The following is a 15323-nucleotide window of genomic DNA, read 5'->3' on the forward strand; positions in this document are numbered from 1 at the left end:
CCGTCGCCCCGACCGGCACCACCGTGCGGCACCCGTCCCGCCCGGGGACCTTCGCCCGGGCGTGGGCCAAGGCCGTCTCCGGCACCAGTTACCTGCCGATGACCCAGGCCCAGCTGGAGGCGCTGCTGCAACGCCTCACCGAGGAACTCGCGGCGGCGCTGCTGGCCGAGCCGATCGACCTGCGGGTCGGCCACCGGGTGGGCACCGAACTGGTGGCCGCCCACATCGCCTCGGCCGAGGCGCTGGGTCGTACGGTCGAGGTCGTCCAGCTCCGGCTGGCCCGCGACCTCGGCCTGGTCGAGGAGGAGGTCGAGGACCGGCTGGCCCGGCTGCTGGCCGCCGTGACCACCGGTTACGCCCGCGCCATGCGGGACCGGACGCTGGACGAGCAGGAGACGATCCGCCGGGCCGCGATGACCGCCCGGGCGGAGGCCGAGCGGGCGTTGCGCAGCAGCGAGGCGCGCTTCCGCCACCAGGCCACCCACGACCCGCTGACCGACCTGCCCAACCGCACGCTGTTGACGGAGCGCCTCAGCGCGGCCATCGACTCGCCCGCCGGGGGCTCGGCGCGCCTCGGCGTCTGCTTCCTCGACCTCGACCGCTTCAAGGTGGTCAACGACTCGCACGGGCACCAGGTCGGCGACGGGCTGCTGGTGGCCGTGGCGGACCGGCTCCGCCTGGCCCTCGACGGGCATCTGGTCGCGCGGCTCGGCGGGGACGAGTTCGTCGTCCTGGTCGAGGGCACCACCGGCACCGACGACGCCGTCGCCGTCGCCGAGGCCGCCCTCGCGGCGGTACGCGAGCCGGTGCTGGTGGACGGGCACGAGCTGAGCGTTTCGGCGAGCATCGGCATCGTCGAGCGGGAGGTCGCCGGCACCTCCCCCGGTGACCTGATGCGGGCGGCCGACAGCACGCTGCACTGGGCGAAGGCCGCCGGTGGCGCCCGCTGGGCGCTCTACGACGCCGACCGGGACCGTCAGGACCTGGCCCGGTACGCGCTCTCCGCGGCCATCCCCGCGGCGCTGGAGCGGGGCGAGTTCTACCTCGACTTCCAGCCGCTGACCTCGCTGCGCGACGGCCGGGTCCTCGGGATGGAGGCCCTGGTGCGCTGGCGGCACCCCGAGCTGGGCGTCCTGCGGCCCGACAGCTTCATCGGGCTGGCCGAGGAGACCGGGCTGATCGTCCCGCTCGGCGGGTGGGTGCTGGCCGAGGCGTGCCGGCAGGCCGAGAGCTGGGCCGTCGGCACCGGGCCGGCCCCCTTCGTCAGCGTCAACCTGGCGGTGCGGCAGGTGCGCCGCGCCGGCCTGGTCCAGGAGGTGCGCGCGCTGCTGCGGCACACCGGGCTGTCGCCGGATCGGCTCCAGTTGGAGATCACCGAGAGCACCATGATGAGCACCGCCGAGGAGCCGGTCCGGGCCCTGCGGGTGCTCGCCGACCTCGGCGTCCGGATCGCCATCGACGACTTCGGCACCGGCTACTGCAACCTGGCGTACCTGCGGGACCTGCCGGTGACCGAGCTGAAGGTGGCCGGGGAGTTCGTGGCCGGGCTGCGGGCGCCGGAGGCCCGGGCCGACGAGCGGATCCTCGCCTCGCTCGTCTCGCTGGCGCACGCGCTGGACCTGACCGTCACCGCCGAGGGCGTGGAGACGGCCGGGCAGGCGGAGCGGCTGCGGGCGATCGACTGCGACGCCGGCCAGGGCTGGCACTTCGGCCGCCCGGGCTCCGCCGAGCGCGTCCTGGCCCGCCTGCGCTGACGGTCACCCGTCCGCCGCGCGGGCCAGGTGGGACGCTGCCGCTGAGACCGCGGCGCCGTCAGCCGGCGAGCAGGGCGGCCATCCGCTGCGCCTGCGCCTCCCAGCGCCACTCCCGCTCCACCCACGCGCGACCGGCCGCGCCGAACTGGCGGGCCAGGTCCCGGTCGGCGAGCAGCGTGGCCACCCGGTCGGCGAGCTGGGCGACGTCGCGGCCACGGACCACGAAACCGGTCTCGCCCTCGCGGACCGCGTCCGGCGCGCCACCGGAGTCGCCGGCGACCACCGGCAGGCCGGTCGCGGAGGCCTCCAGGTAGACGATCCCGAGCCCCTCGACGTCCAGGCCCCGGTTGCGGGTGCGGCAGGGCATGGCGTAGACGTCGCCGGCGGCGTAGTGGGCCGGCAGCTCGGCCGACGGCACCGAGCCGGTGAAGACCACGTCCCGGTCGACGCCCGTCTGGCGGGCCAGCTTCTCCAGCGTGGCCCGGTAGGGCCCGCCCCCGACCACGAGCAGCGCGGCGTCGGGCACCCGGCGGCGGATCTCGGGCATCGCCCGGATCAGCATGTCCTGCCCCTTGCGCGGCACCAGCCGGGACACGCAGACCACCACCGGGCGGTCGGCCAGCCCGAGCCGGAGCCGGACCGGTTCGCCGTCGACCGACGGGTGGTAGGCGTCCACGTCCACCCCGGGGGCGAGCCGGTGCAGCTCGGTCACCCCGTGCAGCGCCCGCTCCAGCCGCACCCGGGTGTACTCGCCCAGGTAGGTCGTCACGTCGACGCCGCGCCCGATCCGCCGCAACGCGGCCCGGGCGGCCGGCAGCGCGGCCCAGCCGACCTCGTGCCCGTGGGTCAGCGCCACCGCCCGACGGATGCCCGTCCGGCGGCGCAGGCCCGCGGCGAGCAGCCCGAGGGGGGCCGCCGCGCCGAACCACACCGTGTCGCAGTCGTACGCGCGCGCCAGGCGGGCCGCCCGGCGGGCCACGAGCGGCGTGGGCAGCAGCACCCGGGTGCGGTCCCGGACCACCTCGAACGGCTGGTCGGCGTCGAACTTCTCCGCGCCCCGCCACGTCGAGGCGTAGACGACCACCGACCCGGCGGGCTGGCGCACCGCGAGGTTGTGCACGAAGGACTGGATCCCGCCGGGGCGCGGCGGGAAGTCGTTGGTGATCAGCAGCGTACGGCTCATCGGCCGGCCTCCCTGGCGTGGGCGCGGGCGGCGGCCATCCGCTCGACCGTGGACGGGTGCGTGGCGGAGTAGAGGTATTCCCAGCGTGGCGGATCGGGGTCGGCGAGGTTGATGCCGGCGAGCCGCCGCTGCATCGCCTCGAAGGCGGCCGGGTCGCCGGTCAACGCGAGCGCGTGCGCGTCGGCGCGCGCCTCCACCCGCCGCGACATCAGCGCCTGCGCCGGTGCGGAGACCAGCCCGGCCACCGTCACCAGGGCGACCAGCAGGGGGAACGCGCGCGGCTGGGCGACCGAGTCGACGCCCGCCAGCCGCAGCAGCGGGCCGGCGGAGCCGAGCAGGTAGAGCGCGACCACCGCGGCAGCGGCGCCCAGCGCCCCGGTCAGCGTGCCGACCGCGACGTCCCGGTCCTTGGCGTGCCCCAGTTCGTGGGCCACCACGGCGGTCACCTCGGCTGGCGTCGCCTCGCGCAGCAGCGTGTCGTAGACCACCACCCGCCGGGTCGGCCCGAGCCCGGAGACGTACGCGTTGACGGCCCGGGTGCGGCGCGAGGCGTCGGCGACCAGCACGTCGCGCACCGGGACCCCGTCCCGGGCCGCCAGCTGCGTCAGCTCGGTGCGCAGCGGGCCCTGTTCCATCGGGGTGAACCTGTTGAAGACCGGCTCCACCAGCACCGGCAGCACGAAGGAGAGCAGCACCACCAGGGTCGCCGCGCCGGCCGCGCCGAACGCCCACCACCAGCGCGGCGACAGCCGGACGACGGTGTAGAAGCCGAGCAGCGCCACCGCCCCGATGACGGCGCTGACCGCGTACGACTTGAGCAGGTCGACGGTCCAGCCGCCCCAGCCGTTGGTGCTCAGTCCGTAGCGGGTGAGCACGCCCTGCCGCCAGGCGGCGAACGGGAGGGTCACCAGGTCGGCGACGAGCACCACGGCCAGCCCGCCGAGGACGGCCTGGGCGGCCCAGTGGTCGCCGAACGGGCGCCCGGCCAGCTCGACGAGCCGGCTGCCCAGCGGGGTCAGGCCGAGCAGCAGGGCCACCAGCAGGCCGATCGCGATGGCGGCCCAGCCGGCGGGGCGCAGCGCCGAGCGGAACTCCCGGCTGCGGGCCACCTGCTCGGCGGGGAGGTCGCCCAGCGCGGCGAGCTGGTCGGCCCGGGGGGCCGGCGGCCGGTGCCACGGGATCAGCAGCGCCGCCGCGACGAGGAGGGCGAGGGTCAGCCCGGCGAGGGTGAGCAGCGCCCAGCCGCGCGGGGTCACCGCAGCCGTCCTGGCGCCGCGTCGTCGCGAGCAGTGCGCATCCGTACCTGCGTCATGCCGCCGCTCCCTCCGCCGTGACCGCCCATCCTATTGCCCGCCGCGCCGCCGCCCGCGCGGCCCGGCACGCCCGGTCCCAGCGGCCGAAACGCCCCCACTGGCGTCACCGGTTGCCACCATGACGCCATCCGAAGTCATTATGACTTGCCATGGCGTCATCTTGATGCCATAGTGACGTCATGGATTTGACGTCGTATGTCGACAACCTCCGGCAGGAACTGGCCGGCGTCGCCGAACTCGGCGGCGACGAGGCCCGCGCACTCGCCGAGCGACTGGCGGGGCCGCTCGACTCGGCGCTCCGGCTGGCGCTCCTGGACGCGCTGACCGCGGCGGCGGCCGAGATCACCCGCGACCTGGCCCCGGGGTCGGTCGAGCTGCGCCTGCGTGGGCGGGAGCCGAGCTTCGTCGTGACGCCACCACCGGCCGGCCCGGAGTTGCCGGGCGAGACCGCGGCCCCCGAGCCGGCCGTCCCTTCGGCGGCGGACGCCGAGGAGGGCGCCACCTCGCGGATCAGCTTCCGCCTCTCCGAACACCTGAAGAGCCGCATCGAGGAGGCGGCCGCCCGCGACGGCCTCTCGGTCAACGCCTGGCTGGTCCGGGCGGCCACGGCCGCCGTGGCGTCCAGCGGAGCGGGCCGGCAGCCGCAGCGACGCGCCCCGTTCAGCGGGGAGCGCTACACCGGCTGGGCCCGCTGAACCGCCCGCCGGTCCGCCGCACGCCGCCGACCATCCGTCCCGCTCCGGGACGTCCACCCGCCAGAAGGGACCACGCCCGTGCCCACGTTCGACACCCCGACCCCCATCTCGGCCACCGTCGACCTCGTCGTCGGTGACGTCCAGCTCACCGCTACCGACCGCACCGACACCCACGTCGAGGTCCGCCCGAGCAACGCCGCCAGCGAAGCCGACGTACGGGCCGCCGAACAGACCCGGGTGGAGTACGCCGACGGCCGGCTCGTCGTCAGGTCGCCCCGGCAGCGCGGGTTCGGGTTGTTCGGCAAGCCCGGCTCGGTCGACGTGACGATCGGGTTGCCCACCGGCTCGCACCTGCACGGTGACGCCTCCGTGGCGGCGTTCCGCGGCAGCGGCCGGCTCGGCAGCTGCCGGGTCCGGATCGCGACCGGCGACATCCAGCTGGAGCAGACCGCCGACGTCGACCTCGACACCTCGGCCGGCGGCGTCCGCGTCGGGCAGGTGGCTGGTGCGGCCCGGATCAGCACCGGATCAGGGCGGATCCAGGTGCAGCGGGTCGACGGCGACGCCGTTGTCAAGAACTCCAACGGCGACAGCTGGCTCGGCACGGTCACCGGCGAGGTGCGGGTAAAGACCGCCAACGGCGAGACCACCGTGGACCGCGCGCACGGTCCGGTCACCGCCACGGCCGCCAACGGCGACATCCGCATCGGCGAGGTCTCGGCGGGCACGGTGTCTGTCCGCACCGCCACCGGCGGGCTCGACATCGGCGTCCGCTCCGGCACCGCCGCCCTGCTCGACCTGCACACCCAGTTCGGCCGCGTGGACAACCACCTCGAGGCGTACGAACCGCCCGGCGAGCCCGAGGGCGCCGTGCGGGTGACCGCCCGGACCTCCTTCGGCGACATCGTGATCCGCCGCTGCTGAACCACCGCTCCGCCCGCCCGGCCGGCCCCGACGGCCGGCCCGCCCCGACCGGCCCGACGGCCGGCGTGAAGGAGAAGACATGCCACCCAGCTCGGCCCCGGCGGCCATCACGGTCACCGGCCTCCGGAAGTCCTTCGGCGATCACGTGGTGCTCGACGGGATCGACCTCACCGTCGCCGCAGGGACGATCTTCGCCCTGCTCGGCCCCAACGGCGCCGGCAAGACCACCACCGTGCAGATCCTGTCCACCCTGATCGGCGCCGACTCCGGCGAGGCGTGGGTGGCCGGCCACGACGTCGCCCGGAAGCCCGACGCGGTACGCGCCGCGATCGGCGTGACCGGCCAGTTCTCCGCCGTCGACGGACTGCTCACCGGCGAGGAGAACCTGCGGCTCATGGCCGACCTGCACCACCTGCCCCGGGCCGAGGGACGGCAGCGCGCGCGGGGCCTGCTCAGGATGTTCGACCTGGTCGAGGCGGCCGGCAAGCCCGCCGGCAGCTACTCCGGCGGGATGCGCCGGCGACTCGACCTGGCCATGGGTCTGGTCGGCCGCCCCCGCGTCGTCTTCCTCGACGAGCCCACCACGGGGCTCGACCCGCGCAGCCGGCAGGCCATGTGGCAGATCGTCCGGGACCTGGTGGCGGACGGCGTCACCATCCTCCTCACCACCCAGTACCTGGAGGAGGCGGACCAGCTCGCCGACCGCATCGCCGTGCTCGACCACGGCCGCCTGGTGGCCGAGGGCAGCCCGGCGGAACTCAAGCGACTCGTCCCCGGCGGGCACGTCAGCCTGCGTTTCGCCGATCGGGCCGCGTTCGACACGGCCGTCCGGGTGCTGCCCGGGCAGTCCCGCGACGCCGCCGAGCTCACCCTGCACGTGCCCGGCGACGGCGGTGTCCGGTCGCTACGGAAGCTGCTCGACCTGCTGGACAGCGAGTCGATCGCCGTGGAGTCGCTGTCCGTGCACACGCCCGATCTCGACGACGTCTTCCTGGCCCTCACCGGCCAGCCCGAGAAGGTGGGAACCCCGCGATGAGCACCATGACGTACGCCGTCCGCGACTCCGGCACGATGCTGCGCCGCAACCTGCGCCGCTGGGTGCGCTACCCGTCGATGACGGTGCTGCTCGTCGGCATGCCCGTCATGCTGCTGCTGTTGTTCGTCTACGTCTTCGGCGGCACCCTCGGCGCCGGGCTGGGCGGCGGTGCGGGCGACCGGGGCGACTACGTCAACTACGTGACCCCGGGGATCCTGCTGATGACCGCCGGCCTGGCGGCCACCGGGACGGCGGTGTCGGTCGCGATGGACATGACCGAGGGCATCATCGCCCGCTTCCGGACCATGGCGATCGCCCGGGCGTCGGTGCTGACCGGCCACGTGCTGGCCAGCCTGGCACAGAGCATGCTCGGCCTGGCCATGGTCACCGGGGTCGCCCTGCTGATCGGATTCCGGCCCACCACGGGCCCGCTGGCCTGGCTGGCGGCCGCCGGCGTGCTGGTCATGACCGCCTTCGCCTTCGTCTGGCTCTCGGTCGCGCTGGGGCTGGTCTCCAAGAGCGTCGAGACGGCGAGCAACCTCCCCATGCCGCTGACCTACCTGCCCTTCATCGGCAGCGGGTTCGTGCCCACCGACTCGATGCCCGACGGGCTGCGGCAGTTCGCCGAGTATCAGCCCTTCACCCCCATCATCGAGACCCTGCGCGGCCTGTTGACCGGCGGGCCGGTGGGGACGAACGCCGCGCTCGCGGCGGCCTGGTGCGCCGCCATCGCGCTGGTCGGCTATCTCTGGTCGAAGAAGCTGTTCAACCGGGACCCGTCCCGCTGACCGTCGTCCTCCGACGCCCGTTCCCCGAGCCACCGGCCCGGGGAACGGGCGTCGTCGGGGCGCCGGCCGTGGCCCGTCACGCGACGCGGCGGCGTCGGGTGCGCCGCCCGGCCGGCCCGGGTGCGGGCAGGACCTCCACCTCGAACCCGGCCCGGGCGAACACCTCGATCGCCCGGGCCTCCGCGCCGTCCAGCCCGGCGGTCGGGGACGAATCGTCGAGCAGGGCGGTCACCAGGCAGTCGCCGCAGCCGGTCCCCCGGATACCGCACCCCGCGCAGTCGATGAGCATCTCGCCTCCTGATGCGCTGCGGTGACCGGGCGCGGCGTCACCGTCGCCACCCGAGCACCGTCGGTCACCACGACGGTAGGCAGGGGGTACGACAGAAAAGGGACAACCGGTCGCGGACGGCCCGAAAGCGATCAAGCACCCCGATCAGGAACGGGCCAGGCGGCGCAGCAGCGAGTCGGCGCCGAGCGGGTACGCCCCGTGCCGGCGTACGCCGTCGGCGACCTCCCGGTCGGAGGAGACCACGACCACCGGCCGTCCCGGCGGCTCGGCGCGGACCAGGCGCCGGATCAGCTCGTCGGCGGTCTCCCCCTTGCGGGAGAAGAGCACCCGTACGCCGCGCGGCGCCGGCGGCAGCCCGTGCATCCGTTCGGCGCCGTCGAAGACCACCGTGACCTCGTCGCCGGTCTGCGCGGCGATCCCGCCCAGGCCGGTGATCAGCCGCTTGCGCTGCTGTTCCAGGGACATCTCGCCGAAGCCGCGCTTGGTCACGTTGTAGCCGTCGACGACGAGGTGCGCCCGGGGCAGGGCGAGCAGCTGGTCGAGGCGGGCGGGGTCGTCGGTGTCCCGGGCGCGCGTCGCGGCGCCGGCCGCCGGGGCGGCGGTCTGGTCGGCGAAGGCGTCGGCGACGAAGTCCGCGGGCAGCTTGTCGACCGGATCGAGTGCCAGCTCGCGGCGCAGCCCGACGGCGGCCTGCCCGATGGTCTCCAGCAGCAGCCAGAGCCGGGCGTCGTCGACCGAGCGGGCCTCCTTGGCGCTGGCCCGGGCGACCCCCGCCGCCGCCTCCGCCTCGGCCAGCCGGGCCCGCACCCGGCGCAGCTCGGCGTCGGCGTCCGCCGTCGCGCGGGCGGCCCGCCCCCGCTCGGTGGCGAGCAGCTCGGTGGCCTTGCGCTCGCGGGCCTGCGTCTCGCGCAGCGACCGGGTCAGCTGCCGGCTCTCCTCGCGCAGCTGGCCGAGCTCCTCGCGGACCCGGGCCAGCTCGTCGCGGAGCTTCTCCGCCTCGACCCGGGCCACCGCCCGGTCGTGCTCGGCACGGGTGGCCCGCTGCTCGGCCTCGCGGACCAGCTCGGCGACCACCGCGCTGTCGGCCTCGGCGCGGACCGCCGCGCCGCTGGCCTCGATCAGCTTTCGCCAGCCCCGGGGGCGGGCCAGGTAGGCCAACGCGGCCACCTCGACCGGGTCGGCGGCGGCCGGCGCGGTGCCCTCCAGCACGGCGGCGCCCAGGTCGCCGGTGTCGGCGAGGACCCGGGCGGTGATCCGTTGGCGGAACAGCGGGTCCGCGGTGAGCTGGGCGGCGATGGCCGGGGCGCCGAGCCGGGCCCGGCGGTTGGGGGCGAACTTGGCGACCCGGCGCAGCGGGACCGGCACCTCGTCGGCGGGCAGGCCGGGCAGCACCGTCGCGGTGAGCGCCACGATGCGCTGCCTGACCGCCTCCGGCAGCACGGGCTCCGGCTCGGGCGCCGCCGCCTCAAGCTCGTCAGCCTCAGGCTCAGAAGTCTCAGGCTCGGTCGAAGCAGACGCCTCAGGCGCAAGCGCCGCAGACTCGGACGCCGCAGACTCGGGCGCTGCAAAATCGGACGCCTCAGCCTCGAATGCCGAAGCAGACGCCTCGGAGGGCGGGGTGGTCCCGGCGGGGACGCCCTCACCGGGGTCGCGCGCAGCGTCGACCGGATCCTCCTGCCGGAGGTGGTCGTCGTGCGGCTCGGTGAGGGGCATGTGGCAAGTCTCCCACCGCGACCGGGCCCACCGCCCGGTGAGTGAGCCGATCTCTCATCCTAGACCGGTGGTGACGTCTGATGCCGTTGGGACGGGAGTGTCGGACCGGACCGTTAGCGTGCCGCCGATGGCACAGACCGAGTACGTCCAGGAGCCGCTGGCCGGTTTCGACCCCGGCGCGGGCGGGGTCGACCCGGCGCTGCCGCTGTACGCGACGACGTTCGTGGTGGTCGACCTGGAGACCACCGGCGGCGCGCCGGACGGCGGCGGGATCACCGAGATCGGCGCGGTCAAGGTGCGCGGCGGCGAGGAGCTGGGCGTGCTGGCCACCCTGGTCAACCCCGGCGTGCCCATCCCCCCGTTCATCACCGTGCTCACCGGCATCACCCAGGCCATGCTGGTGCCGGCCCCGCCGATCGAGCAGGTGCTGCCGAGCTTGCTGGAGTTCATCACCGACGCCGTGCTGGTCGCCCACAACGCCCCCTACGACGTGGGCTTCCTCAAGGCCGCGTGCGCGAAGCACGGCTACCGCTGGCCCAACCCGCGGGTGCTCGACACCGCCGCGCTGGCCCGCCGGGTGCTCACCCGCGACGAGGTGCCCAACCGCAAGCTCGGCACCCTCGCGGCCTACTTCCGCACCGCCACCCAGCCGACCCACCGGGCGCTCGACGACGCCAAGGCCACAGTCGACGTGCTGCACGGGCTGATCGCCCGCCTGGGCGGGCACCGGGTCGACACCGTCGGCGACGCCATCGAGTTCGCCCGGGCGGTCACCCCCACCCAGCGGCGCAAGCGGCACCTGGCCGAGGGCCTGCCCAAGGCGCCGGGGGTCTACATCTTCCGGGCCGCCGACGACCGGCCGCTCTACGTCGGCACCTCCGGCGACATCGCCACCCGGGTGCGCAGCTACTTCACGGCGGCGGAGAAGCGGGCCCGGATCTCCGAGATGCTCGCCGCCGCGGAGCGGGTGGAGGCGGTGGAGTGCGCCCACTCGCTGGAGGCGGAGGTCCGCGAGCTGCGGCTGATCGGGGCGCACGCCCCGCCGTACAACCGGCGGTCGAAGTTCCCGGAGCGGGTGCTCTGGCTGAAGCTGACCGACGGGCCGTACCCCCGGCTGTCGGTGGTCCGGGCCATCTCCCCGGGCGACGCCGCCTACCTCGGTCCGTTCAGCTCCCGTCGGGCGGCGGAGCTGGCCGCCGCCGGCTTCCACGACGCCGTGCCGCTGCGCCAGTGCACCCACCGGCTCTCGCTGCGTACGGTCACGCCGGCCTGCGCGCTGGCCGAGCTGGGTCGCTGCCCGGCGCCCTGCGAGCACCGGATCTCCCCCGAGGAGTACGACGCCCGCGCGGTGGCGCCGTTCCGCACCGCCACCGCCAGCGACCCGCAGCGGGTGGTCGACGCCCTGCTCGCCCGGATCGACACGCTCTCGGACGCCCAGCGCTACGAGGAGGCGGCGGTGGCCCGGTCCCGGCTGGCGGCGGTGCTGCGGGCGACCGTGCGGATGCAACGGCTGACGGCGTTGACCGGGATCGCCGAGCTGGCCGCCGCGCGTCCGGCGGCCCGCGGCGGCTGGGAGCTGGCGCTGGTGCGGCACGGCCGGCTGGCGGGGGCGGGGGTCTCACCCCCCGGCGTCCACCCCCGACCGACGATCGCCGCGATCCGGGCGACCGCCGAGACCGTCCCGCCCGGCCACGGCCCGGTCCCGCGCGCCTCGGCCGAGGAGACCGAACGCATCCTGTCCTGGTTGGAGCGACCGGAGACCAGGCTGGTGGAGATGTCGTCCGGCTGGGCGTCCCCCGTGGCCGGTGCGGCCCGCTTCCGTGACCTGCTGCGCAAGGCCGAGAACGCCGCTTCCCACCAAAGCTCGACCGAACGCCCATGACCAAGTGACCGATCGGACTACCTCCACTCCCTTAGGCTGTTAGAGAAGTGCAGTCCTGCCCGTTTCGTGGGCCTGCTCCCGGTTGCCGGGTTCTGGCGGCCGTGGAGCCGGGGTGAGGAGGTGTCCCACGTGGACGTCGACGCCGGACACGGCGCCGCCCTGGGGGGCGCCCTTCCGACCCAGGCGGGCGAGCTGCCACTGGCCCGCCGGCTCCGGTCGCTGCTGAGCTGGCCCACCGCCGACACCGACCCGGTCAGCCACCTCGTCCGGACCCACCGGACGATCCATCCCGGCACCGAGCCCTCCGTGCTGCGCCGGGCCTACACCATCGCGGAGAACATGCACCGCGGGCAGTTCCGCAAGAGCGGTGAGCCCTACATCACGCACCCGCTGGCGGTGGCCCAGATCTGCGCCGAGATCGGCATGGACGCCATCACCCTGGTCGCCGCGCTGCTGCACGACACCGTGGAGGACACCCGCTACACCCTCCAGGCGCTCGCCGAGGACTTCGGGCCGGAGGTGGCCCACCTGGTCGACGGGGTGACCAAGTTCGACAAGGCCTTCTACGGCAAGGCCGCCGAGGCCGAGACGATCCGCAAGATGATCATCGCGGCCGGCAAGGACGTCCGGGTCCTGATCATCAAGTTGGCCGACCGGCTGCACAACATGCGCACCCTGGGCGTCCGGTCCGCGGCGTCCCGGGAGCGGATCGCCCGCAAGACGCAGGAGGTGCTGGTCCCGCTCTGCGACCGGCTCGGCATCCAGACGCTCAAGCGCGAGCTCGACGACGTGGTGCTGCTGCACCTGGAGCCCGACGAGCACGCCCGGATCGCCCGGCACGTGCACGACCGACCCGGCTGGGACGCGTACCTCGACGAGGTGGTCACCCGGGCGAAGTCGGCCCTGCGCCGCAGCCGGGTGGACGCGGCGGTGACCCCCCGCTCCCGGCACCTCTACTCGATCTGGAAGGACACCGTGGCCGGCGGCCACAGCGCCCCCTTCGACCTGCCCCGCATCGTGATCGTGGTGGACGGCCCGGCGACCGACTGCTACGCGGCGCTCGGCGCGGTCCACGGGGTGTGGCGGCCGGTCCCCGGCCGGTTCAAGGACTTCATCGCCTCCCCCAAGAACAACCTCTACCGCTCGCTGCACACCACCGTCTGCGGGCCCAGGAACCGCACTGTGGAGGTGCTGATCCGCACCGTGGAGATGCACCGCTCGGCGGAGTACGGGGTCGCCGCCGACTTCCGTTTCCCGCGCTCCGGCGGCGGCACGGCCCGGGCCGAGCAGCTCGACTGGCTGCGCCGGGTGCTCGACTGGGAGCAGGACGCGGCCGACCCGGCCCAGTTCCTCGAATCGCTGCGCTGCGACCTCGCCGAGGCGCAGATCCAGGTCTTCGCCGACGGGCGACAGGTCGTGCTGCCCGCCGGGGCGACCCCGGTGGACCTCGCGTACGAGTTGGCCACCGAGCGGGGCGACCACTGCCTCGCGGCGCGGATCAACGGCCGGCTGGCCCCGCTCTCCTCCGAACTGGACGAGGGCGACGTGGTGGAGATCTTCACCGAGACCGACGCGGCGAACGGCTTCGACGCCGACGTCGCCCCGCGTGGCCCCCGCCGGGAGTGGCTCGGCTTCGTCAAGTCGCCGCAGGCGCAGATGCAGATCAGCCGGTGGTTCGCCGAGCACACCGAGCCCGGCATCTCCATCACCGACAAGGTCCGCCTCGGCCGGGCCACCATCGGGCTGGCCCTGCGCAAGCACGACCGGGGCCTCGCCAGCGACCTGCCGCTGCTGCGGCTGTCGGAGGAGTTGGGCTACCCCGACCTGGAGACGCTGCTGGTCGCGGTCTTCGACCGGGTGATCGAACCGGACACGGTCGTACGCCAGCTCATCGACCTGGTGGACCACCGGCAGTGACCGCCCCGGGCCCGGGTGGTCCGAACGCTCCTCGCGGCCACTAGCCTGGACGCATGATCCCCCGCTCGCGCGCCACCGGTCGAGCCGTCGCCTACCAGGTCTTCTACCGGCTGCCACTGCCGGTACGCCGCCGCCTGGTCCGGCTGGCCGTGCCGAAGTACATCGTCGGCGCGGTCACCCTCGTCCGGGACAGCGAGGCGGAGGGCGCGGGCCGGCTGCTGCTGCTGCGTCAGCCGCCCGGCCGGGGCTGGGGCCTGCCGGCCGGCCTGTTGCAGAAGGGCGAGGCGCCGGTGGTGGGCGCCGCCCGGGAGCTGCACGAGGAGTCCGGCATCCGGCTGTCGCCCCGGCAACTGAGCCCCGCCGTGCCGAACGCCGTGGTGCACGCCAAGGGCTGGGTGGACGTCGTGTTCACCGCCGAGGTGCCGGCGTCGCGCACCGAGTTGAAGGTCGACGGGGCCGAGGTCTACGAGGCCGCCTGGCACCCGCTGGACGACCTGCCCAAGCTGACCTGGCCGACGGCCCGGCTGCTCGCGTACTACGACATCGGGCCGCTGGCCGGGCAGTTCCCGCCCCCGGTGCCCGACAAGAAGCCGTGACCGCAGCCCCGGCCGAGGTCTGCGCGGTGGTGCTCGCCGCTGGCGAGGGCACCCGGCTGCGGCCGCTGACCGAGCGGCTGCCCAAGGCCCTCTGCCCGGTCGGCAACGTGCCGCTGCTCGACCGGGCGCTGCACCGGCTGGCCGGGCTCGGCCTGGTCGGGCCCGGCCGGGTCGCCGTCAACGCCTGCTACCTCGGCGACCAGGTCGTCGAGCATGTCGGGGACCGCGCCCACCTCTCGGTCGAGCCGGGCGACCCGCTCGGCACCGCCGGCGGCGTGGCGAACCTGCGGGACTGGATCGCCGGGCGCGGGGTGCTGGTCGGCAACGCCGACGCCTACCTCGCCGACCCGGCCCGCCCCCCGGGCCCCGACATCGCCGCGCTGCTGCACGACTGGGACGGCGACTCCGTACGCCTGCTCGGCCAGCCCGCCCCTGACCCGGCGGCGCCGGGCACCTTCGACGGCCACGTCTTCACCGGCTTCTCGTTGCTGCCGTGGCGGCTGGTGCGGGAGCTGCCGGTCGGGTTCGGCGACCTCGTCCGGGCGCTCTGGCGGCCGGCGGAGGCGGCCGGCGCGCTGACCGTCGTGCCGTACCCCGGCACCTTCTACGACACCGGTACCCCGGCCGACTACCTGGCGGCCAACCTGCACGCGGCCGGCGGCGGCAACCTGGTGGACCCGACGGCCACGGTGACGGGCCGCTGCCGCTCGGCGGTGGTCGGCGCGGGCGCCGTCGTGCACGGCGACGTGGAACGGGCGGTCGTCTGGCCCGGCGCCACCGTCGGCCCCGGCGAGCACCTGCGCGACGCCGTACGCGCCGGCACCGCCCTCACCGTCCCCAGCACACCGCCGTCGCCGGGCCGGGGAAGCCTCTAGCATGGGCGACGACGCCGACGAACGGAGAAATGTCCCGTGATCACCGCGATCGTGCTGATCGACTGCGCCACCGACTCGATCCCCGAGGTGGCCGAGAACCTGGCCAACCTGCCCGGCGTCAGCGAGGTCTACTCGGTGGCGGGCCACGTCGACCTGATCGCGATGGTCCGGGTCCGGGAGTTCGAGCAGATCGCCCAGGTGATCGCCGGCAGCATCTCCAAGGTGCCCGGGGTGCTCAACACCGAGTCGCACATCGCCTTCCGGGCGTACTCCCAGCACGATCTGGAGGAGGCCTTCGCGATCGGCCTGGCGAACGCCGACTGATCCGGACGCCGGGCGGGCGACGCGGCCCGGCGCG

13 protein-coding genes and 1 pseudogene are annotated in these 15323 nt (G+C 75.0%); 10 read left to right on the plus strand and 4 right to left on the minus strand.

The window, feature by feature from the left end:
* The first annotated feature begins 98 nt into the window (after nucleotides 1-98).
* The gene (locus ACN27A_RS11270; RefSeq protein ID WP_421458439.1) at nucleotides 99-1754 is read left to right on the plus strand and encodes a putative bifunctional diguanylate cyclase/phosphodiesterase; all 1656 of its coding nucleotides are present in this window, start codon (nucleotides 99-101) and stop codon (nucleotides 1752-1754) included.
* A 58-nt stretch (nucleotides 1755-1812) separates the two neighbouring features.
* Here ACN27A_RS11270 and ACN27A_RS11275 read toward each other — a convergent pair whose 3' ends face one another.
* Both ACN27A_RS11275 and ACN27A_RS11280 read right to left on the minus strand, forming a co-directional pair.
* On the minus strand, nucleotides 1813-2937 hold the full coding sequence (locus ACN27A_RS11275) for a glycosyltransferase family 4 protein (protein WP_132236171.1): 1125 nt from the start codon (nucleotides 2935-2937) through the stop codon (nucleotides 1813-1815).
* Nucleotides 2934-4193 (minus strand): M48 family metallopeptidase, encoded by a 1260-nt coding sequence (locus ACN27A_RS11280; protein ID WP_421452263.1) that lies wholly within the window; start codon nucleotides 4191-4193, stop codon nucleotides 2934-2936. The genes ACN27A_RS11275 and ACN27A_RS11280 overlap by 4 nt, the downstream gene beginning before the upstream one ends.
* Before the next feature lie 236 nt (nucleotides 4194-4429).
* Here ACN27A_RS11280 and ACN27A_RS11285 point away from each other — a divergent pair, with 236 nt between their 5' ends.
* The 4 genes from ACN27A_RS11285 (at nucleotide 4430) to ACN27A_RS11300 (ending at nucleotide 7693) form a co-directional block, all read left to right on the plus strand.
* Nucleotides 4430-4945 (plus strand): hypothetical protein, encoded by a 516-nt coding sequence (locus ACN27A_RS11285; RefSeq protein ID WP_421452265.1) that lies wholly within the window; start codon nucleotides 4430-4432, stop codon nucleotides 4943-4945.
* 78 nt (nucleotides 4946-5023) lie between these two features.
* On the plus strand, nucleotides 5024-5869 hold the full coding sequence (locus tag ACN27A_RS11290; RefSeq protein WP_421452268.1) for a DUF4097 family beta strand repeat-containing protein: 846 nt from the start codon (nucleotides 5024-5026) through the stop codon (nucleotides 5867-5869).
* Between the two features lie 79 nt (nucleotides 5870-5948).
* Entirely contained in the window at nucleotides 5949-6905 is a 957-nt protein-coding gene (locus ACN27A_RS11295; protein WP_421452271.1) for an ATP-binding cassette domain-containing protein, read from the plus strand.
* Complete coding sequence (locus ACN27A_RS11300; RefSeq protein ID WP_421452274.1) at nucleotides 6902-7693, plus strand: ABC transporter permease; 792 nt, start codon at nucleotides 6902-6904, stop codon at nucleotides 7691-7693. Before ACN27A_RS11295 ends, ACN27A_RS11300 begins: the two co-directional genes overlap by 4 nt.
* Nucleotides 7694-7769: 76 nt before the next feature.
* On the opposite strand, the gene ACN27A_RS11305 is transcribed toward ACN27A_RS11300, so the two are convergent.
* Entirely contained in the window at nucleotides 7770-7982 is a 213-nt protein-coding gene (locus ACN27A_RS11305; RefSeq protein ID WP_421452276.1) for a hypothetical protein, read from the minus strand.
* 144 nt (nucleotides 7983-8126) lie between these two features.
* Nucleotides 8127-9518 (minus strand): annotated as a pseudogene (locus ACN27A_RS11310) (NYN domain-containing protein); the annotation flags it as partial.
* 304 nt (nucleotides 9519-9822) lie between these two features.
* On the opposite strand from ACN27A_RS11310, the gene ACN27A_RS11315 reads away from it, so the two are divergent.
* From ACN27A_RS11315 to ACN27A_RS11335, 5 genes are all read left to right on the plus strand, one after another.
* The gene (locus ACN27A_RS11315) at nucleotides 9823-11577 is read left to right on the plus strand and encodes a DEDD exonuclease domain-containing protein (protein ID WP_421452278.1); all 1755 of its coding nucleotides are present in this window, start codon (nucleotides 9823-9825) and stop codon (nucleotides 11575-11577) included.
* Between the two features lie 129 nt (nucleotides 11578-11706).
* Nucleotides 11707-13494, plus strand: coding sequence for a RelA/SpoT family protein (locus ACN27A_RS11320; RefSeq protein WP_421452281.1), 1788 nt, complete (start codon nucleotides 11707-11709; stop codon nucleotides 13492-13494).
* 53 nt (nucleotides 13495-13547) lie between these two features.
* On the plus strand, nucleotides 13548-14090 hold the full coding sequence (locus tag ACN27A_RS11325) for an NUDIX domain-containing protein (protein ID WP_421452283.1): 543 nt from the start codon (nucleotides 13548-13550) through the stop codon (nucleotides 14088-14090).
* Nucleotides 14087-14965 (plus strand): nucleotidyltransferase family protein, encoded by an 879-nt coding sequence (locus ACN27A_RS11330; RefSeq protein ID WP_421452285.1) that lies wholly within the window; start codon nucleotides 14087-14089, stop codon nucleotides 14963-14965. Before ACN27A_RS11325 ends, ACN27A_RS11330 begins: the two co-directional genes overlap by 4 nt.
* A gap of 36 nt (nucleotides 14966-15001) precedes the next feature.
* Entirely contained in the window at nucleotides 15002-15289 is a 288-nt protein-coding gene (locus ACN27A_RS11335; RefSeq protein ID WP_088999172.1) for an Lrp/AsnC family transcriptional regulator, read from the plus strand.
* The last annotated feature ends 34 nt before the right edge of the window (nucleotides 15290-15323 follow it).

The organism is Micromonospora sp. WMMD737 (assembly GCF_049179055.1).
Lineage (GTDB): Bacteria > Actinomycetota > Actinomycetes > Mycobacteriales > Micromonosporaceae > Micromonospora > Micromonospora reichwaldensis.